Origin of the sequence: Amycolatopsis sp. NBC_00348 (assembly GCF_036114655.1) — a bacterium.
GTDB lineage: Bacteria > Actinomycetota > Actinomycetes > Mycobacteriales > Pseudonocardiaceae > Amycolatopsis.
Genome location: NZ_CP107994.1, coordinates 8,885,509 through 8,904,429, shown reverse-complemented (window position 1 = coordinate 8,904,429; position 18,921 = coordinate 8,885,509). Strand labels below are relative to the sequence as shown.

Here is an 18,921-nt window from a genome sequence, read left to right as displayed (position 1 = left end):
GTCAGCCCACGTTCACCCGGCCGATTCCCGACCGAGACATTCCGGGTGAATCAGTTGTCTCGTTCGAGTGTCTTCAGGTCGTCGTCGGAGAGCTCCAGCGCGGCCGCGGCGACGTTCTGCTCGAGGTGCGCGAGATCGCCGGTGCCCGGGATGGCGAGCACGTGCGGGCCCTGGTGCAACGTCCACGCGAGCCGGATCTGCGCCGGCGTGGCGTCGTGGCGCTTCGCGACCTCCGCGACCCGCGCGTCCTCCCCCGTACCGCTGGCGACGGCGAAGAACGGCACGAAGGCGACGCCGTGGTCGGCGCACAGCCGGACGATCTCGTCGTCCTCGCGGCGCGCGGTCAGGCCGTACTGGTTCTGCACGCAGACGACCGGCGCGATCGCCAGCGCCTCCGTCAGGTGCTCCGGGCCGACGTTGGAGATGCCCAGCTCGCGGATCAGCCCCTTCTCCCGGAGGTCGGCGAGCGCGCCGAAGCCGTCGGCGAGGGAGCCGGCGCCGCGGTCCAGACCTTCGCCGATCCGGTAGTTGGCGACGTCGAGGTGGTCCAGACCCAGCTCGCGCAGGTTCTGCTCGACCTGGGCGCGCAGCTGCTCGGGCCGGGCGGTGTAGAAGGTGCCTTCGAAGTCGCGGCCGGGGCCGACCTTGGTGGTGAGCACCAGGTTGTCGTACGGCGCGAGGGCGCTGTTGATGAGCTCGTTCGCCGCGCGCGGGCCGGCGAAGTAGAAGGAAGCGGTGTCGATGTGGTTCACGCCGAGCTCGACGGCGCGGCGGAGCACGGCGATGGACGTCTCGCGGTCGCGGACGCCGCCGTCCGAAGTGGACATCAGGCGCATCGCGCCGAAACCGAGCCGGTTGACTTCGAAGGAGCCGAGCTTCCAGGTGCCCGCCGCGGCGGCGGGGTGTGTCGTGGTCATGACTCCAGCTTCGCCACCCGGGGAGATCCGGGCCGGGTTTGGCAGTTTGCTGCCAGGCGCGGACACTCGATGGTGTGGAAAAGGTGACGGACGTCGTCGTGGTGCGCGGTGAGGCCGAGCTGTTCGAGCGGACGAAGCACTTGTTCGCGGCGGCGACGGAGGTTTCGTGCGCGGCCCGCGACCTGCACACGTGGTCGGTGGCGCACCCGACCGCGCCCGAGCGGGAGCAGGCGGTGCGCGCGACGGCCGTGCGCAAGGTCTACCAGCCCGGCGTGCTGCTCGACCCCACCCTCGCCGGGCACCTGCGGTTCATGGCCGACCACGGCGCCCGGATCCGGATCACCGAGCGCGACATCAACGAGACGATCCTGCTGGACCGCCGGATCGCGATCGTGGCGGGCGATCGCGTCGGCGGCGTCCGCAGCTACACCGTCGTCAGCAGCCCCGAGCTGATCCAGGGCATCCAGTCGCTGTACGAGGCGGTCTGGGCGAGCGCGACCGACCTGGAGTCCTACCAGGCCCGGTTCACCGAGCTCGGCGCGCGGGAGATCCTCGAGCAGCTCGCGGCCGGCTGCAAGGACGAGACGGCGGCCCGCGCGCTCGGCGTCAGCCTGCGCACCTACCGGCGCCGGGTGGCCGAGCTGATGGAGATCCTCGGCGCGTCCTCGCGGTTCCAGGCCGGTGCCCGGGCCCGCGAAGCCGGCCTCCTGTGAGTCCTGCCGCTGCCTGAAAGCCGTGAAGGCCTCCTTACCGGCTCTTATGGCCGGTAAGGAGGCCTTCACGGCTTTGGACTGAGGGTCAGCGGCCCTGGTTCGCGACCGCGGCCGCGGCTTCCTTGGCGGCGTCCGGGTCGAGGTACTCGCCGCCCGGCTTCACCGGCTTCAGGTCGTCGGTGAGGTCGTAGCGCAGCGGGATGCCGGTCGGGATGTTCAGGCCCGCGATGTCCGCGTCCGAGATCCCGTCGAGGTGCTTGACGAGCGCGCGCAGCGAGTTGCCGTGCGCGGCGACCAGCACGGTCTTGCCCGCGCGCAGGTCCGGCACGATCGCGGACTCCCAGTACGGCAGCAGCCGCGCGACGACGTCCTTGAGGCACTCGGTCAGCGGCGCGCTGTCGCCGAGGTCCGCGTACCGCGCGTCGCCCGCCTGGCTCCACTGGTCCTTCGGGTCGATCGCCGGCGGCGGGGTGTCGTACGAGCGGCGCCAGAGCATGAACTGCTCCTCGCCGAACTCGGCCAGCGTCTGCTTCTTGTCCTTGCCCTGCAGCGCGCCGTAGTGGCGCTCGTTGAGCCGCCAGTCGCGCTTCACCGGGATCCAGTGGCGGTCCGCAGCGTCGAGGGCGATGTTCGCGGTCGAGATCGCGCGCCGCAGCAGCGAGGTGTGCACCACGTCCGGCAGCAGCGCGGCGTCGGCCAGGAGCTGCCCGCCCTTGCGGGCTTCGCCTTCACCCTGCTCCGAAAGGGGTACGTCCACCCAGCCGGTGAACAGGTTTTCCGCGTTCCACGTGCTCTGCCCGTGACGGAGCAGCACCAACGTCCCAAGTTCGGCCATGGGGCCCAGCCTGCCAGAACGGACCACGGCGCCCACTGGTGACCTCCCAGGTCTGGGGTTTTCCCCAGCCGACCTACACAGAGTGTGTTACCCGAAAGTAACACCTTCACCCGATGACAAGTCAGCCTGCCAACAAGGCGCAAATTCAGTGCAACATGCTGCACTGCGTTATCGGTCTGCGCAAAGTTCACTCGAACGGACTAGTGTGTAGTCTTGTGATTACAGGTCGAGTTCTGACAGGTTGACTAAGTCCCGAGCGGCCGGATTCCACGCACTCCCCGGCCGGTTTCGGGCTTTGACCGCGGCTCGTCTCCCCCCTGCCGAGCCGCGGCCCGCCGGCCCCGTTGGCACCCCCCTCGTCACCGGGTCCTGATCGGCGGGAACTTCAGCGGGGCGGCTCGAGATCGCGACTCCCCCCTCCCTCGAGCCGTCCCGCCTGCCCGCTTCACACCTCGGGCGTCACGGGTTCCGGCCGCGCCGCCCGGCGACGCCGGTGCAGCCACCAGCCCGCCCACGCGAGCGGGCCGAGGATCAGCAGGAACGGCGCGATCGCGCCCAGCACCGTCAGCAGGCCGCCGCCGAAGACGAGGAACGCGTCCCAGCCACCGGCCAGGCCACCGAGGAACCCGCTGTGGTCCTCTTCGGCGGGCGGCGGCGCGGCCACGCTCCGGATGGTCATCGCGACGGTCGACATCGCGACACTGCCCGCGAGCGAATTCCGTTGCTGTTCGAGGGATTCGAGAGTGGCTTCGCGGCTCGTGAGCTCACTTTCCACCGAAGCGATCTCCGACACCGAGGTCGCCTTCGCGAGCAACGCGCGGATCCGCTCCACCGACGCCCGCTGCGTCGCCAGCCGCGCTTCGACGTCGATGGTCTGCTCGGTGACGTCCTGGGTGTTCAGCTCCCGCTTCACCAGGCTGGTGCCCAGGTGCGAAAGCTGGTCGAGCACGCCGTCCAGCTTCTCGGCGGGCACGGCGAGGCTGAGCGTCGCCAGCCGGTCGCCGGTGCTCTCCTGCCCGGTGTACCCCCCGGCGCCCTGCGCGATCCCCCGCGCCTCCGCGACGACGTCGGTGACCTTCGTGGCGGTCAGCTCGAGCCGGGCGCTGCGCGAAAGCTTGCGATCGGCCGCCCCGGCCTGCGGCGCGGGGACCGGCTGGCCCTTGTCCTGCTCGGCTTTCCCGTTGCCCGCGGTCCCCTGCTGCGGCTGTTGCGGCACCGCCGGGGCGGGGCCGATCCCGGCGCTGTCCGCCGAGGTCGACGTGCCGCTCTCGTTCGCCGAGCAGCCGGCCAGCACGAACGCCACGCCCGCGACCGCGAGCAGGGTTCTCCATCGAGTCCGCATCCTGCGTCTCCCTCCAGTTTCGACTGGCGGTGAGACGGATGTCCGGTTCAGCCCCGTTGCACGGGCCGGGTCACGACTCGGTCAAGCCTGGTTCGTGCGGCTTCGCGGGTCCGACGAGGTGCTTGAACGCCTCGAGGTTGGCCAGGGACTCGCCGCGGGAGACGCGCCAGTCCCACTCGCGCTTGATCGACGTCGCGAAGCCGATCTCCAGCAGGGTGTTGAAGTCGCCGTCGGCGGCTTCAAGGACCTGGCCGAGCACCTTGTCGAGCTCTTCGGCGCTCAGCGTCTCCTTGCCGAAGCGGCCGACCAGGTAGATGTCACCGAGACTGTCCACTGTGTAGTGCACGCCGTAGAGCTTCGCGTTGCGCTGCAACAGGAAGCGGTAAACGTCCTCATGGGACTCGTCGGGCCGCCGGCAGACGAACGCCTCCACGGAGAACGCGTGGTCGCCGTCGACGAGCCACGCGTTCGTCTGCAGCTTCTTGGTTCCCGGCAGCGTGACGAAGTACTTTCCCGGGCCCCGCCGGTCGTACTTCAGTTCCGCTTCGTCCAAAGTGGACTTGATCAGCTCGTCGAGACTCACACCGCCACCTCCGCGCGCAGCTCCAGGGCGCGGGAGAACGCGCTGGTGGCCTGAGCATAGATGTCGAGCAGCGCGTCCGTCGTACGACGCCAGGAGAAGTGCCGCGCGTGCAGGACGGCGTTGGCACCGAGCTCGGCGCACCGGTCCGGGCGCAGCGCGACCGCGGCCAGCGCGTCCGCCCACTCCTCGGCGCCGTGCCCCGGCACCAGCAGCCCGGAGACGCCGTGCGGCACCGCCATCGGCAGCCCGCCGACGTCGGCGGCGACCACCGGCGTCCCGCAGGCCTGCGCCTCCAGCGCGACCAACCCGAACGACTCGTTGTAGCTGGGCACCGCGACGACGTCGGCGGCGCGGAACACCCGGGCGAGCGCCGGGCCGGGCTGCGGCGGCAGGAACCGGACCTGCGCCTCGATGCCGAGGGAGACGGCGAGCTCGCGCAGCGCCTGCGGCTGCTCCAGCCCGGTGCCGGACGGCCCGCCGACGATCAGCACGATCAGCTTCGACGCCAGTTCCGGCCGCCGGCGCAGCAGCGCCTCGGCGGCGTAGAGCAGCACGTCCGGCGCCTTCAGCGGCTGGATCCGGCCGGCGAACGCCAGCACGACGGCGTCGCCGGGCAGGCCGAGCTCGGCGCGCGCGACGTTCTTCGGGCCCGGGGTGAAGCGTTCGAGGTCGACACCCGGCGGCACGGCGTGCACCGCGTGCGGCTCGGCGCCGTAGAGGTCGATGAGCTGCCGCGCCTCGACCGGGGTGTTGGCGACCAGCCTGTCCGCCTCCGCGACGACCTGCTCCTCGCCGATCACGCGCAGCCGCGGCTCGGGTTTGTCACCCTCGGCGAGCGCGGCGTTCTTCACCTTCGCCAGGGTGTGCGCGGTGTGCACCAGCGGCACGGACCAGCGGTCGCGGGCGAGCCAGCCGACCTGGCCCGAAAGCCAGTAGTGCGAGTGGATGAGGTCGTAGTACCCGGGCTCGTGGAACGCCTCGGTGCGCAGCACGCCGGAGGTGAACGCGCACAGCTGCGCGGGCAGCTCGTCGCGGCTCAGCGGCTCGAAGGGCCCCGCCTGCACGTGCCGGACGGTCACGCCCGGCGCCAGCTCGGCCACCGGCGGCTGGTCCGACGCCGTCGCGCGGGTGAACACCTCGACCTCGACGCCGCGGCGGGCCATCTCGGTCGCCGTCTGGCTGACGTAGACGTTCATCCCGCCCGCGTCGCCGGTCCCCGGCTGCTCGAGCGGCGAAGTGTGTACGGACAACACCGCTACCCGTCGCGGCGCAGCACGGAACCCCCGGATGGAGCTGGTCACCTGGTCTCGTCTCCCGCGTTCTACGTCAGCATTCCTCGGCGAACTGCCGGAGCACCGCGTCGAACTCGTCCGCGGCCTCGGCGAAGGGCGCATGACCCCCGCCAAGGAACCAACGTCCGGTGGCCCCCGGAATCTTCCCGATCGTGTGCTTCGCCGCCGCGGAGTCGATCACGCGGTCCTGGGAACCGTGCACGACCAGGGCGGGTTTGTCGATCGCGGCCAGGACGTCGTCGCTGCCGACGTCGCGGCGGAACAACGCCGCGCGCACCGCGGGCGGCACGCCGAGAGCCGCGCTGAGCAGGGCTTGGGCCTGCGTGCCGGGGATCGGCCGGGTCACCATGTCGCGGCTGAACGCCGTGAGCGCCGGGACCGCGATGTCCGGATCGTCCGAAAGCATCGCGCGCATGTGCTCGCGCATCAGCGAGCCGACGCGCCCGCCCGGCCGATCGCGGCCGATCTCGGTTATCGCGCCGACGAGCACGATCCCGCGCAGCCGTGCGGTGCCGTGCACCCGGATGTGGTCGGTCAGCACCAGGCCGCCGTACGACCAGGCGACGACGATCGCGTCGGGCCCGGCGAAGTCGAGCACCGCGGCGAGGTCGTCGGCCCACACCACCGGGTCGTCGTACCCCGCGGCCGGGACGTCGGACGCGCCGTGCCCGCGCAGGTCCATCGCGACCAGGCGGAACCGCTCGGTCAGCGCCGGATCGGCCAGCTGCGCGGCCCAGGCGCCGGACGACTGCGCCCAGCCGTGCACGAACACGATCGGCCTGCTGTTCCCGGCCCCCTCGACCCGCAGGCCGAGCCGCGTCCCGCCGTGTCCGACGACCTCGGTGCGCACGGGTTACTTCGCGCCCAGTGCCTGCCAGGCCGACCAGGAGTAGTTCCAGTCCTTGACGTCCGAGGCCATCGGCGCGCCCAGCTTGGAGCCGGTGATCTCGACCGGGTCGCCGACCAGCGCGGAGTCGAAGTAGTCCTTGGCGTCGGCCTCGAGCAGGTTGACGCAGCCGTGGGAGTTGTTGGTCTTCCCGATGTTGGCCGCGTTGTCCTGGTTCTCGTGGATGTACTCGCCGTGGTTGGAGAACCGGCAGGCCCACTTCTTGTTGACGTTCGTGTAGCCGTAGCGGGCGTTGTCGAAGACCGCCGTCGGCTCCTTGCTCATCACGATGTAGGTGCCGTTCGGGGTGTTGCGGTCGACCTCGGCGTCCAGCCCGTTCGCGCACGGGTAGCTCTTGACCTGCGAGCCGCCGCGGTAGACGTGCATCTGGTGCTCCGGGGTGTTGACCTTGACCACCTGGTTGCGGCCGATCTTGAACTTCGTGGTGACGTCGGCCTTGCCGTACGCGCCGCCGCCCAGCTCGACGCCGTACAGCTTCGCCTCGACGTTCACCGTGATGTTCTGCGGCCAGTACTCCTTCGGCCGGTAGTCGACCTGGCTGTCGGACAGCCAGCCCCAGGCGCCCTCGACGTTCTTGTCCGTCTTCACGGACAGCGCCTTCTCGACGGCCGCGCGGTCCTTGACCGGCGACGCGAACTTGACGCTGATCGGCATGGCCACGCCGACCTGGGCGTTGTCGGCCGGGTTGAGCGTGGCGCGGACCTGCTTGGCCGGGCTGACCGTGGTGAAGGTGCCGGTGAAGTCGACCGGCTTGCCGTCGCTGCCGGTGGCCTTGGCCGCGTAGGTGTACTTCTTGCCGTAACCGAGCGGCTCGGAGCTGGTCCAGGTGAGCCCGTCGGGCGAGGTGTCGCCCTTGACGTCCTTGCCGCCGTCGGCGGTGACCTTGCACTCGGTGAGCTTGCCGTCGGCGACCTTGATCACGACGGGCTTGAGGACCGGGGCGTCCTTGACGTTCGCGGCCGGCTCGGCCGTGATCTTCGCCACGGGCTGCGCGCCGCCGCCCTCGCCGTCGGCGTTCGCGGCCCCGGTGGGCAGCGCGGTGCCGTCGTTCGTGCCCGAACACGCCGCGACGACCACAGCGGCCCCCGCCGCGAGAGCCGCCTTGAAGACCAAGCGCCGTTCGATCACGAATTCCTCCCGAGTTCCCCCGCCGACCAGCAGGTTCAACGCACATTTAGCGCTGGTGACCCGCCTGACGTTACCTGCCGAAAGGTAAAGACCAACCGATCAGGTGGACGTCACCGTTGTCGACAAAGACGTCTGATACACGTCCAGGTTGCCCGTTTCGGCTCAAATGACGCAGTTGATCAAGAGTGGTTCGGGCCGCAGGCGGACGCCGAACCGCTCGTGGACGCCGTCGCGGACCTCGCGGGCCAGCGTGAGCAGGTCCTCCGTCGACGCGTCGCCGCGGTTGGTCAGCGCGAGCGTGTGCTTGGTCGAGAGCGAGACGCGGTTCCCCGGCCCGGGGTACCCCTTGCCGAAGCCGGCGCGCTCGATCAGCCAGGCCGCGGACAGCTTGACGCCACCGTCGGCCGGGTACTGCGGGGCGCTGCCCTCGACGCTCTCCGCGATGCGGGCCAGCACCGCCTCGGCGTCGGCCGCCGGGACGATCGGGTTGGTGAAGAACGAGCCCGCGCTCCACGTGTCGTGGTCCGCCGGGTCGAGCACCATGCCCTTGCCGCGACGCAGCCCGAGGACGGCTTCGCGCGCGTCGGCGGCCGGGACGCGCGCGCCGATCTCGACGCCGAGCGTGCGCGCGAGCTCGGCGTAGCGGACCGGCGCGGAAAGGCCGTCTTCGCGGACCTCGAAGCGGACCGAGAGGACGACGCCGGTGTCGGTGCCCTTGAGGATGCTGGTGCGGTAGGCGAAGCCGAGCTCGTCGGCCTTGAGCGTGCGCACTTCGCGCGTCACACGGTCGTACAGCTCCAGCGAGACGATCGACTCGGCGACCTCGCAGCCGTACGCGCCGACGTTCTGGATCGGCGTCGCGCCGACGCTGCCGGGGATGCCGGAGAGGCATTCGAGCCCGCCCAGGCCCGCCTCGACCAGGCCGGCGACGAAGGCGTCCCAGTTCTGCCCGGCTTCGACGTCGACGATCGCGCCGTCACGCCGCCAGCCGGTGTTCGCCACCTCGACGACCACGCCGTCGAACCCCGCGTCGCCGACCACCAGGTTGGAGCCGCCGCCGAGCAGCAGCACCGGCTCGCCCGCCGCGTCGGCCTCGCGGACCGCCGCGACGAGATCTTCGCTGGTCGCGGCGCTGACGAACCGGCGGGCCGGGCCGCCGAGGCGCAACGTCGTGTACGCGGAGAGGGCCGGGAGTGCGGGAGTACGGGCGGAGTTCACGCGCCTGACGGTACTGTCCGGCTCATGGGATCCCGGATCGAGCACCGTGCCGACTTCGCCGCCGACGTCGCGTCCGCGTACGCCGCCGTGGCCGGTGAGGACGCGCTGCGGGCGCGCCTGGAGGAGCTCGGCGGGCACGCCGCGGCGCTGCTGTCCTACGAGGTCTCCGAGAAGGGCCTGCGCTACCAGCTGCGGCAGGGCATCAGCGCGGACAAGCTGCCGCAGGCCGTCCGGACGCTCCACAAAGGCGACCTGATGGTGACGCGCACGCAGATCTGGCAGCCGTCCGGCGCGGAGTACCAGGGCAAGGCGTCGGTCGAGGTCGGCGGCGTCCCGGGCGAGATCAACGCGCGGACCGCGCTGCTGGCCGACGGCGGCAAGACGGTGCTGCGGACGAGCGGCGAGGTGATCGTGCGGATCCCGCTGTTCGGCGCGAAGCTGGAGAGCGTGATCGCCGAACAAGTCACCAAACTGCTGGACCGCGAAGCCGAATTCTCCGCGAAGTGGCTGGCCGACGCCGCCTGAGCCCGGTCGGCGCGCCGACCAGAGGAACGACCAACCCCAACCGCCTGCGCCGGGTCGACCGGTGGATCGCCACGGCGCCCCCGACGACCCGCTTGCTGCGCGCGGCCGGCTCACCCCTGGTCGTCGACCTCGGCTACGGCGCGTCCCCGGTGACCACCGTGGAGCTGGCCCGCTGGCTGCGCCGGGTCCGCCCCGACGTCCGGGTGCTGGGCCTGGAGCTGGACGCCGATCGGGTCGCTTTCGCGCAGTCCGCGGCGTCGCCGCCCTGGCTTTCGTTCCAGCGCGGCGGGTTCGAGCTGGCCGGCACGCGCCCGGTGCTCGTCCGGGCGTTCAACGTGCTGCGCCAGTACGCGGAGCACGAGGTCGCGGGCGCGTGGCAGCTGATGCTGGAGTCGATGCCCCCTGAAGGGCTCTTGGTCGAAGGCACGTGCGACGAGATCGGCCGCCTCTCGACGTGGGTCCTGGTGTCCCGCGACGGCCCGGTCTCGCTGACGCTGTCGGTCCGGCTCGCGGGCCTGGACCGGCCGTCGACGGTGGCCGAGCGGCTGCCGAAGGCGCTGATCCACCGGAACGTCCCCGGCGAGCGCGTCCACGAGCTGCTGGCCACACTGGACGCCTGCTGGGCGGCCGCGGCCCCGCACCAGGCGTTCGGCGCCCGCTCCCGCTGGCTGGAGACGGTGCGGCTGCTGGGTTCCCGCGGCTGGCCGGTGCTGGGCCCGCCGGGGCGCATCCGGCTCGGCGAGCTGACCGTGCCGTGGGCCGCCGTCGCCCCGGTCGCCCCGTAGATCCGCTGTTCACCGGCCGCACCCCGCTGCGTCACCCGCGGGTGACCTGCGGTGATCACCATGAAGCCGTGGAACTCCTGGGGCACGTCACCGAGCTGCTGCGCGGCGCGCTGGGCTCGCCGTGGCTGTGGGTGCTCGTCTTCGCGGTGTCCGGATTGGACGCGCTGCTGCCGTTCATGCCGAGCGAGACGACCGTCGTCACCGTCGCCGTCCTGTTCGGGCCGGATCCGGCGCAGCTGGCGCTGCTCGCCGCGGTCGCCGCCGGCGGGGCGTGGACGGGCGACTGCCTCGGGTACGCCGTCGGGCGCACCGCCGGGCCGCGGGCGATCGCGTTGCTGCGGCGCGGGCCGGCCGGGCCGCGCCGGTACGAGTGGGCGCGGGACCAGGTGCGCCACCACGGCGGCCTGCTGATCATCGCCGCCCGCTACCTGCCCGGCGGCCGCGTCGCCAGCGCGCTCGCCAACGGCAGCCTCGGTTACCCGCTCCCGCGGTTCGTGCTGGTGGACGCGGCGGGCGCGGCGATCTGGGCGGTCTACAGCGTCCTGATCGGCCTGGCCGGCGGGGCCGCGTTCGCCGGCGAACCGGTGAAGGGCCTGCTGCTGTCCTTCGGCCTCGGGCTCGCGCTGGTGCTCGCGATCGAAGGCGGGCGGCGGCTACGGTCGGCGCATGCGGGAAGCGATCGACATCCACGCGGACGCGCTGAAACGAGCGGCACTGGAAGCCGGGCCGACGGCGCCGGTCCGAAACTGTCCGAAGTGGACTGTTCATGACCTGGTGGCGCACATCGGTTTCGTGCACGGCCTCGCTGTCAGCTTGGCGGTGAACCGGCCGGTGAAGCCGGTACCGCCTTCGGGCTGGGACGACCTGCTCGGGTGGTGGGACGGCCACCGCCTGGCGCTGCGCGAAGCCCTGGCGCGGAACCCCGGCACCCCGTGGGGCCGCCGGATGGCCCACGAAACGGCGATCCACCGCCTCGACGCCGAATCAGCCCTCGAAGACGTTCCGAAGACGCGCTTCTCCCCCGAGTTCGCGAACGACGGCATCGACGAGTTCCTGACCTTCCTCGTCCCGCAGCGCGGTCTCACCATCGGCGTGCGGATCACGACGCCGGAACGGACGTGGACCGTCGGCACGCCGGAGACCGAGGTGGCGGGTGCCGCCGACGACGTCTACCGGGCGCTGTACGGCCGCCCGAACAACGCCTCGGTCACCGGGGACCGGCTCCCCGCCGTGTGACCAGCGCCAGGGACAATATCCGGCGTGACCGCTCCCGAACGCCGCTACGTCATCACCTTCGGCTGCCCCGACCGCACCGGCATCATCGCCCGGATCTCCGGGTTCCTCGCCGAGCACGGCGGCTGGATCGTCGAAGCGGCCTACCACACCGATCCGGACACCGGCTGGTTCTTCACCCGCCAGGTCGTCCGCGCGGACTCGCTGCCGTTCGACGCGACCGGGCTGCGGGCCCGGTTCGCCGAGGTGGCCGCGGACCTGTCCGCGGAGTCGAGCTGGCAGGTCAGCGACACCGGTGAGCGCCGCCGCGCGGTCGTGCTGGTGTCGAAGGCCGGGCACTGCCTCTACGACCTGCTCGGCCGCGTCGCGTCCGGCGAGCTCGACGTCGACGTCGCCGCGGTGATCGGCAACCACGAGTCGCTCGCCGGCATCACCCGCGCGCACGGGATCCCGTTCCACCACGTGCCGTTCCCGGCCGGTGGCAAGGCCGAGGCGTTCGAGGAGGTCCGCGAGCTGGTCGACGAGCACGACCCGCACGCGGTGGTGCTGGCCCGGTTCATGCAGGTCCTGCCCGCCGACCTGTGCCGCGCGTGGGCCGGCCGGGCGATCAACATCCACCACAGCTTCCTGCCGTCGTTCGTCGGCGCGAAGCCGTACCACCAGGCGCACACGCGCGGGGTGAAGCTCGTCGGCGCGACCTGCCACTACGTCACCGCGGACCTCGACGCGGGCCCGATCATCGACCAGGACGTGATCCGCGTGGACCACGGCGACTCGGTCGAGGACATGGTCCGCAAGGGCCGCGACATCGAGAAGGTCACCCTGGCCCGCGGCCTGCGCTGGCACCTGGAGAACCGGGTCCTGGTGCACGGCAACCGCACCGTGGTGTTCTGACGCGGTTGCCGTGCCGCGTCCTCACGCCTCGATGGTCGAGGTGTCGATGACGAACCGGTAGCGCACGTCGGAGTTCTCGACGCGCTCGTAGGCCTCGTTGACCTTGCCGGCCGGGATGACCTCGATCTCGGCGCCGATGTGGTGCTCGGCGCAGAAGTCGAGCATCTCCTGGGTCTCGGCGATGCCGCCGATCATCGACCCGGCCAGCACCTTGTTGCCGCCCAGCAGCGAGAAGGCGTTGTAGTTCAGCGGCTCGCCGGGCGCGCCGACGTTGACCATCGCGCCGCCGACCTTCAGCAGGCCGAGGTAGGCGTCGATCGGCAGCTTGGCCGACACGGTGTTGAGGATGACGTCGAACTTGCCCTTGAGGACGTCGAACGTCGCCTCGTCACTGGTCGCGTAGTAGTCGGTCGCGCCGAGCTTCAGGCCGTCCTCCTGCTTCTTGAGGCTCTGGCTCAGCACCGTCACCTCGGCGCCCATCGCGGCGGCGATCTTGACACCCATGTGCCCGAGCCCGCCGAGGCCGATCACGGCGACCTTCTTGCCGGGGCCGGCGCCCCAGTGGCGCAGCGGCGAGTAGGTGGTGATGCCCGCGCACAGCAGCGGCGCGGCGACGTCGAGGTCGATGCCTTCCGGGATGCCGCAGACGAAGGCGTCCTTCACGACGATCTGCTGGCTGTAGCCGCCGTAGGTGTTCTCGCCGTCGAAGCCGACGCCGTTGTACGTCTGGACGTTGCCCTTGACGCAGAACTGCTCGGTGCCGGCCCGGCAGTACTCGCACTCGCCGCAGGAGTCGACCATGCAGCCGACGCCGACGCGGTCGCCGACCTGGTACTTGGTGACGTCCGGGCCGACCGCGGCGACCACGCCGGCGATCTCGTGGCCCGGGACCATCGGGAAGATCGCCTGGCCCCAGTCTTCCTTCGCCTGGTGGAGGTCGCTGTGGCAGATGCCGGCGAAGGCGATGTCGATCAGCACGTCGTTCGGACGCAGGTCACGGCGTTCGATCGTGGTCGGCGCGAGCGGCGCGCCCGGCGCCGGTGCGGCGATCGCGTGCGTGGTCGTGCTCATGAAACCCCTCCAAAAGAAGTACCGTGTGAACGAGAGCCTCCGTAAGAGGCCTCTTACATGGATCTACGTAAGAGGCCTCTTACATATTCCGAACGGAAGATGTGAGCCACGTCATGGGCGGCAAGTACCACCACGGTGACCTGCGGGGCGAGCTCGTGCGCGTCTCCCTGGACCTGATCGCCGAGCAGGGCCTCGCCGGGTTTTCGGTGGCCCAGGTGGCGAAGCGTGCTCAGGTCAGCCCCGGCGCGCCGTACCGCCACTTCGCGACGCGGGAGAGCCTGCTGGCCGAAGTCGCGTGCCACGTCGCCTGCCAGCTCGCCGAGCGCGTCACCGCGGCGGCCGCCGCCCACGACGACCCGGTGGCCGCCCTGGCCGCGGCGGCCGGCGCCTACACGCGCTACCTGATCGAGCGGCGGGCCGGGATGAACGTCATCTACGCCGACGGCCTCCAGGGCCCGGACCACGCGGAGCTGCACGAGCAGACCCGGCGGCTGACCGACCAGTTCCTGATGCTGTGCCTGACGGTCGCCCCCGACCCGGGCACGGCGCTGGAGCTGATGGAGCAGCTGTTCACCCAGGCCCACGGCTACGGCACGTTCCAGCTCGACGGCATCTTCGTGAAGCACGGGTACTCGGTGGACCAGGTCGTGGCGAAGTCCACGGAAGCGGCTCGGATCGCGATCGCGGGCCGGACTCTCGGCTAGCTTGGGGTGATGGGGAGCATCATCGACAGCCACGAGGCCCTGCGGGAGCTGGTCGGCGAGTCGTCGCCGACGACCCGGCAGAAGGTCCTCGACCACATCGACGACCACGCGCGCACCCTGATCGCGCATTCGCCGTTCGTCCTGCTGGCGACGTCGGCACCGGACGGCAGCTGCGACGTCTCACCCCGCGGCGACCCGGCGGGTTCGGTGCTGGTGCTCGACGACCGGACGCTGGTGCTCGCGGACCGGCCCGGCAACAAGCTGGTCGACAGCTTCCGCAACATCGTCGACAACCCGCACGCGGGCCTGTTGTTCCTGGTGCCGGGCATGAACGAGACGCTGCGCGTCAACGGCCGGGCGACGCTGGTGTCGGACGCGCCGTACTTCGACGACCTGGTGGTCAAGGGCAAGCGCCCGCGGCTCGCGGTGGTCGTCGAGGTCGAAGAGCTGTTCATGCACTGCGCGAAGGCGTTCCTGCGGTCTTCGCTGTGGAAGCCGGAGACCTGGCCGGAGCGCTCGACGCTGCCGTCCCTGGGCACGATCCTGCGCGACCAGCTGTCCTTGCCGGTTTCGGTGGAGGAGCTGGACGCGAGACTCAACGAAGGGTCCCGGACCAAGCAATACTGAAGCCATGCTGTGCGTCTTCGACGTCAACGAGACCCTGCTCGACCTCGCCGCGCTCGACGAGACCATCGGGAGCCCCGAACTCCGGCGCGAGTGGTTCGGGCTGGCCATCCACACGGTGCTGACTGTGACCGCGTCAGGCGGCTACCGCGACTTCGCGGGCATCGCCGGCCAAGCCGCCGTCGAGGTCGCCGCCCGGCACGGCCGTGAGCTGACGTCCGGTCAGCTCACCGCGATCGGCGAAGGCCTGCGTTCGCTCCCGGCCCACCCGGACGTCGCCGAGGGCCTGACGAAGCTGCGCGAAGCGGGCCACGACGTCGTCGCGCTGACGAACTCCCCACTCGCCACGGCCGAGGCGCAGCTGCAGAACTCCGGGCTGGCGCCGCTGCTCGACCGGATCTTCTCGGCCGAGCAGGCGGGCCGCCTCAAGCCGGCACCGGAGCCGTACCGGCAGGTCCTCGACGCGTATTCGCTTCAGCCGCGCGACGCGGTGATGGTCGCCGCGCACGACTGGGACATCGCGGGCGCGCAGGCAGCGGGCCTGCGGACGGCGTTGCTCACCCGCCCCGGCGTCCGCCCGCTGCCCGGCTCGCCCGCGCCCACCTACACGGCGTCGACCCTGCCGGAACTGGCCGCGCTGCTGGGTTAGCTGCGCCGACCCCGGCCGGCCGGGGTCGGGCCCCGCCGCCGGTTACTCCGCGATCCGGACCAGCATCTTGCCGGTGTTGGCCCCGGACAGCAGGCCCAGGAACGCCTCCGGCGCGTTGCGGATGCCGTCGACGAAGGTCTCCGAGTACTTGATCTGCCCGGACGTCACCAGCGGCGCGATCTCGCTGACGAACTGCTGCTGCAGGCCCCAGTGGTCGATCACCAGCAGGCCGCGGATGGTGAGCCGCTTGGCGATGATCTGCGAGAGGTTGCGCGGCGCCGGTGTCGGCTCGGTGGCGTTGTACTGCGAGATCATCCCGCAGACGGCGATCCGGCCGTGCAGCGTGATGGCGTCGATCGCGGCCTCGAGGTGCTCGCCGCCGACGTTGTCGAAGTAGACGTCGATGCCCTCCGGCGCGGCCTGGTGCAGCTGCTCCACGACCGGGCCGTCCTTGTAGTTGAAGGCGGCGTCGAACCCGAGGTCGTCGATCAGGTGGCGGACCTTCTCCGCCGACCCGGCCGAGCCGATGACGCGCTTGGCGCCCTTGAGCTTCGCGAGCTGGCCGACCAGCGAGCCGACGGCGCCGGCCGCGCCGGACACGAACACGGTGTCGCCCGGCTTGAACTCGGCGGACTCCAGCAGGCCCGCGTACGCGGTCAGGCCCGGCATGCCGAGCACACCGAGGTAGGTCGACAGCGGCGCGGCGGACGCGTCCACCTTCACGAACCGCTTCGCGTCGAGCACGGCGTGGGTGCGCCAGCCGGCCTGGTGCAGCACGTGCTCGCCCGGCCTGACGTCGTCGACGTTCGACTCGACGACCTCGCCGACCGCACCGCCATACATCACTTCGCCGACCGCGAAGGGCGGCGCGTACGACTTCACGTCGCGCATGCGCCCGCGCATGGCCGGGTCGACGCTCATGACCAGGTTGCGCACCAGGATCTGGCCCTCGCCCGGGCTCGGAATCTCCGTGTCCACGATGGCGAAGTTCTCGTCCGTGGGGACACCGTGCGGGCGGGAAGCGAGCCGGATCTCGGTCGCCTGGGCGGGTGCGTTCACCGTCGAACTCCTAAGGTCGAGACGTCAAGCGGGGCAGGCGCCCCGGATTCTCCCGGTACAACCGGCCGAGCGGGGCGCACATTCCGATGGTGACCGGTCACACCCTGCTCACCGTCACACGATTTCGGCGAGCTTGCCGAGGACGCCGTTGTAGATCTTCTTGAGCCCGCCCGGCGCGAACGTCTTCTCGAAGAACCCGCCGACGCCGCCCGCGCCGTCCCAGCTCGTCTCGATCCGGACTAGGCTCTTCTCGCCGGCCTCGCTGACGGTCCAGGTGGTGACCATGCTGGAGTTCGCGTCGGTCTCGACCAGGGTGCCGGGCTTCGGCTCACTGACGGTGGCCTTGACGTCGCGCACGCGCTTGGAGGTCGCCTGCAGCTTCCAGCCGGCCTTGGTCCCGGCGCCGACGCCGCCCTCGGTCACCTCGTAGTCGCGGTAGTGCTCGGTGAGCAGCTTCGGGCGCGTTTCGGCGTAGTCCGCGACGAGCGCGCGCACCTTGTCGGCCGGGGCGTCGATCGTCCGCTCCGCGGTGGCCGTGACCTTTCCCATCTCACTCCTTCTCCGAGGTACCGGCTCCGAGGCACCGGTTTCGCGTCGACCCTAGACCGCGAGCGCGAGCCCCAGGGCGGCGGCGTTCACCGCGAGAAAGCCGTTCGCCAGGCCGAACTGAGCGGAGTAGTCGTGCACCCGGACGTGCGTGTAGAGCGCGCAGACGAAGAACAGCACCAGCCCGGCCGCCGCGGCCGCCCCGACAGGCGGCCACACCACCACCCCCGCCAGCAGACCGAGCGCGCCGGCCGTCTTGAGGGTGCCGATGGGAAAGGTCAGCCACGACTCCGGCACCCCGGCGGCGGCCATGCCCGGCAGGATCGGCTTGAAGTGCACCAGAGCCGCGACACCGGAGAAGCCGTTAAGCACCACGGCGACCAGCGAGACGACCAGGAACGCAGTGGTCATCGAACTCCTAATCAGTCTGGGAGCGAGCCATACGGCAAACTCCTGGTCGGTAGCCGACCGGCAGGTGAGCACTCAGGATTCCTGGACGACCGAGTCCTGCTGAAAGATCGTGCCCCTGCCGGTTGGACGGGAGAATTGATCGCTGCTGGGATGTCGTGCCCCGCGCGCTGGTCGCGCGTGAGCACTGCTTGATTAGGTCGCTGATAGTTCTCCCGCCGGCTGCTCACGGTGACCGAGATCGGGAGGACAATTGAGGCTGTTCGCAGGAGACGACTGGGCTGAAGACCACCACGACGTGGAGGTGATGGACGGCTCCGGTCGCAGGCTGGCCAAGGCCCGGCTGCCCGAAGGCGTCGCCGGGATGGCCAGGCTGCACGCAATGATCGGCGAGCTGACCGGGGACGAGACCGACGAGGCCGAGGTGCTGGTCGGGATCGAGACCGACCGAGGCCCCTGGGTCGCGGCGCTGGTCGCGGCCGGATACACGGTGCTGGCGGTCAACCCGTTGCAGTCCGCGAGGTTCCGTGACCGGCTGGGGGTCTCGGGCGCCAAAAGCGACCCCGGCGACGCCCACGTGCTGGCTGACATGGTCCGCACCCACAGCCACGAGCTGCGGCCGGTCGCCGGGGATTCCGCGCGGGCCGAGGCGGTCAAGGTCGTGACCCGCACCCATAAAACCCTGATCTGGGAACGAACCCGTCACACCCAGCGGTTGCGGCACGCGCTGCGGGACTACTTCCCCGCCGCGCTGGTCGCGTTCGACGACCTCGACGCCGCCGACACCCTGGAGTTGCTGGCCAAGGCCCCCACCCCGGCCCAGGCCGCCCGGTTGACCCTCGCCCAGATCAACGGCGCGCTGAAGCGGGCGCGCCGCAAGAACATCGCCGGGAAGGCGACGGTGATCCAGGCCGCGCTGCGCGCCGAGCATCTCGGCCAACCGGATGTCGTGGCTGCCGCCTACGCCGCCTCGGTCCAGGCGCTGATCGCTGTCCTGACCGTCTTGGACGCGCAGGTCAAAACTTTGCAGGGGCAGGTGGAGGCCTATTTTGGCCAGCACCCGGCCGCTGAGATCGTCCTGTCCCAGCCTGGTCTGGGGCCGGTTCTCGGCGCCCGGGTGCTCGCAGAGTTCGGTGACGACCCCGACCGCTACGCCACCGCCAAGGCCCGCAAGAACTACGCCGGGACCTCGCCGATCACCCGAGCCTCCGGCCGGAAAAGGGTCGCCCTGGCCCGGTTCGTGCACAACGACCGGCTCATCGACGCGCTTCTGACCCAGGCGTTCAGCGCGCTCAGTCGCTCGCCTGGCACCCGCGCCTGCTACGACCGGCAACGCGCTCGCGGCGTCAGCCACAACGCCGCGCTTCGCCAGGTCGCCAACCGACTCGTCGGCATCCTCCACGGCTGCCTCAAAACCGGCACCCTCTACGACGAGACGACCGCCTGGTCGCATCACGCCGAGAACGTTGCTGCTTGACATCTACGCTC

The 18,921-nt window shown here is 71.0% G+C and carries 22 protein-coding genes; 10 read left to right on the top strand and 12 right to left on the bottom strand.

Features of this window, described 5'->3' with window-relative positions; translation table 11 throughout:
• Positions 1-50: 50 nt before the first annotated feature.
• Positions 51-917 carry an oxidoreductase gene (locus tag OHS58_RS39880; RefSeq protein ID WP_328645818.1) on the bottom strand — a complete coding sequence of 289 codons (867 nt, stop codon included), beginning with the start codon at positions 915-917 and terminating at the stop codon, positions 51-53.
• A gap of 74 nt (positions 918-991) precedes the next feature.
• On the opposite strand from OHS58_RS39880, the gene OHS58_RS39875 reads away from it, so the two are divergent.
• Positions 992-1,630: a DNA-binding response regulator gene (locus OHS58_RS39875; RefSeq protein ID WP_328645817.1), complete on the top strand. Its 639-nt coding sequence runs from the start codon at positions 992-994 to the stop codon at positions 1,628-1,630.
• Positions 1,631-1,715: 85 nt separating this feature from the next.
• Here the strand turns inward: OHS58_RS39875 and OHS58_RS39870 are convergent, their stop codons facing one another.
• The 7 genes from OHS58_RS39870 to OHS58_RS39840 all read right to left on the bottom strand — a co-directional run bounded on the left by OHS58_RS39870 (position 1,716) and on the right by OHS58_RS39840 (position 8,935).
• Positions 1,716-2,465, bottom strand: coding sequence for a phosphoglyceromutase (locus OHS58_RS39870; protein WP_326956180.1), 750 nt, complete (start codon positions 2,463-2,465; stop codon positions 1,716-1,718).
• Between the two features lie 445 nt (positions 2,466-2,910).
• On the bottom strand, positions 2,911-3,807 hold the full coding sequence (locus tag OHS58_RS39865) for a DUF4349 domain-containing protein (RefSeq protein WP_328645816.1): 897 nt from the start codon (positions 3,805-3,807) through the stop codon (positions 2,911-2,913).
• Between the two features lie 70 nt (positions 3,808-3,877).
• Entirely contained in the window at positions 3,878-4,390 is a 513-nt protein-coding gene (locus OHS58_RS39860) for a YbjN domain-containing protein (RefSeq protein WP_328645815.1), read from the bottom strand.
• A complete protein-coding gene (gene mshA / locus OHS58_RS39855; RefSeq protein ID WP_326945867.1) occupies positions 4,387-5,691 on the bottom strand; it encodes a D-inositol-3-phosphate glycosyltransferase in 1,305 nt (434 codons plus the stop codon). The genes OHS58_RS39860 and mshA overlap by 4 nt, the downstream gene beginning before the upstream one ends.
• A 25-nt stretch (positions 5,692-5,716) precedes the next feature.
• Positions 5,717-6,532, bottom strand: a complete 816-nt coding sequence (locus tag OHS58_RS39850; protein WP_328645814.1) for an alpha/beta fold hydrolase — start codon at positions 6,530-6,532, stop codon at positions 5,717-5,719.
• 3 nt (positions 6,533-6,535) lie between these two features.
• Positions 6,536-7,717, bottom strand: a complete 1,182-nt coding sequence (locus OHS58_RS39845) for a L,D-transpeptidase (protein WP_326956182.1) — start codon at positions 7,715-7,717, stop codon at positions 6,536-6,538.
• A gap of 162 nt (positions 7,718-7,879) precedes the next feature.
• Entirely contained in the window at positions 7,880-8,935 is a 1,056-nt protein-coding gene (locus OHS58_RS39840) for a UDP-N-acetylmuramate dehydrogenase (RefSeq protein WP_328645813.1), read from the bottom strand.
• Between the two features lie 24 nt (positions 8,936-8,959).
• Here OHS58_RS39840 and OHS58_RS39835 point away from each other — a divergent pair, with 24 nt between their 5' ends.
• The 5 genes from OHS58_RS39835 to purU all read left to right on the top strand — a co-directional run bounded on the left by OHS58_RS39835 (position 8,960) and on the right by purU (position 12,372).
• Positions 8,960-9,460, top strand: a complete 501-nt coding sequence (locus OHS58_RS39835) for a DUF2505 domain-containing protein (RefSeq protein WP_326945863.1) — start codon at positions 8,960-8,962, stop codon at positions 9,458-9,460.
• Positions 9,439-10,245, top strand: coding sequence for a class I SAM-dependent methyltransferase (locus OHS58_RS39830; RefSeq protein ID WP_326945862.1), 807 nt, complete (start codon positions 9,439-9,441; stop codon positions 10,243-10,245). The genes OHS58_RS39835 and OHS58_RS39830 overlap by 22 nt, the downstream gene beginning before the upstream one ends.
• A 68-nt stretch (positions 10,246-10,313) precedes the next feature.
• Positions 10,314-11,015 carry a DedA family protein gene (locus OHS58_RS39825; protein ID WP_328645812.1) on the top strand — a complete coding sequence of 234 codons (702 nt, stop codon included), beginning with the start codon at positions 10,314-10,316 and terminating at the stop codon, positions 11,013-11,015.
• Positions 10,912-11,481, top strand: coding sequence for a maleylpyruvate isomerase family mycothiol-dependent enzyme (locus OHS58_RS39820; protein WP_328645811.1), 570 nt, complete (start codon positions 10,912-10,914; stop codon positions 11,479-11,481). The genes OHS58_RS39825 and OHS58_RS39820 overlap by 104 nt, the downstream gene beginning before the upstream one ends.
• Before the next feature lie 24 nt (positions 11,482-11,505).
• Positions 11,506-12,372, top strand: coding sequence for a formyltetrahydrofolate deformylase (gene purU / locus OHS58_RS39815; protein WP_328645810.1), 867 nt, complete (start codon positions 11,506-11,508; stop codon positions 12,370-12,372).
• 21 nt (positions 12,373-12,393) lie between these two features.
• Here purU and OHS58_RS39810 read toward each other — a convergent pair whose 3' ends face one another.
• Complete coding sequence (locus OHS58_RS39810; protein ID WP_326945858.1) at positions 12,394-13,443, bottom strand: NAD(P)-dependent alcohol dehydrogenase; 1,050 nt, start codon at positions 13,441-13,443, stop codon at positions 12,394-12,396.
• A gap of 101 nt (positions 13,444-13,544) precedes the next feature.
• On the opposite strand from OHS58_RS39810, the gene OHS58_RS39805 reads away from it, so the two are divergent.
• Genes OHS58_RS39805 through OHS58_RS39795 form a run of 3 tightly spaced genes read left to right on the top strand, consistent with a single transcriptional unit; the run spans position 13,545 to position 15,420 of the window.
• Positions 13,545-14,147: a TetR/AcrR family transcriptional regulator gene (locus OHS58_RS39805; protein WP_326956187.1), complete on the top strand. Its 603-nt coding sequence runs from the start codon at positions 13,545-13,547 to the stop codon at positions 14,145-14,147.
• A 9-nt stretch (positions 14,148-14,156) separates the two neighbouring features.
• On the top strand, positions 14,157-14,774 hold the full coding sequence (locus OHS58_RS39800) for a pyridoxamine 5'-phosphate oxidase family protein (protein ID WP_326945856.1): 618 nt from the start codon (positions 14,157-14,159) through the stop codon (positions 14,772-14,774).
• A 4-nt stretch (positions 14,775-14,778) separates the two neighbouring features.
• Positions 14,779-15,420 (top strand): haloacid dehalogenase type II, encoded by a 642-nt coding sequence (locus OHS58_RS39795; protein ID WP_328645809.1) that lies wholly within the window; start codon positions 14,779-14,781, stop codon positions 15,418-15,420.
• 42 nt (positions 15,421-15,462) lie between these two features.
• Here the strand turns inward: OHS58_RS39795 and OHS58_RS39790 are convergent, their stop codons facing one another.
• From OHS58_RS39790 to OHS58_RS39780, 3 genes are all read right to left on the bottom strand, one after another.
• Positions 15,463-16,479, bottom strand: a complete 1,017-nt coding sequence (locus OHS58_RS39790; protein ID WP_328645808.1) for an NADP-dependent oxidoreductase — start codon at positions 16,477-16,479, stop codon at positions 15,463-15,465.
• 114 nt (positions 16,480-16,593) lie between these two features.
• Positions 16,594-17,028: an SRPBCC family protein gene (locus tag OHS58_RS39785; protein ID WP_328645807.1), complete on the bottom strand. Its 435-nt coding sequence runs from the start codon at positions 17,026-17,028 to the stop codon at positions 16,594-16,596.
• 51 nt (positions 17,029-17,079) lie between these two features.
• On the bottom strand, positions 17,080-17,436 hold the full coding sequence (locus OHS58_RS39780; protein WP_326956189.1) for a DoxX family protein: 357 nt from the start codon (positions 17,434-17,436) through the stop codon (positions 17,080-17,082).
• A 250-nt stretch (positions 17,437-17,686) separates the two neighbouring features.
• Between OHS58_RS39780 and OHS58_RS39775 the strand changes: the two genes are divergently transcribed.
• Positions 17,687-18,910 (top strand): IS110 family transposase, encoded by a 1,224-nt coding sequence (locus OHS58_RS39775; RefSeq protein ID WP_442875495.1) that lies wholly within the window; start codon positions 17,687-17,689, stop codon positions 18,908-18,910.
• The last annotated feature ends 11 nt before the right edge of the window (positions 18,911-18,921 follow it).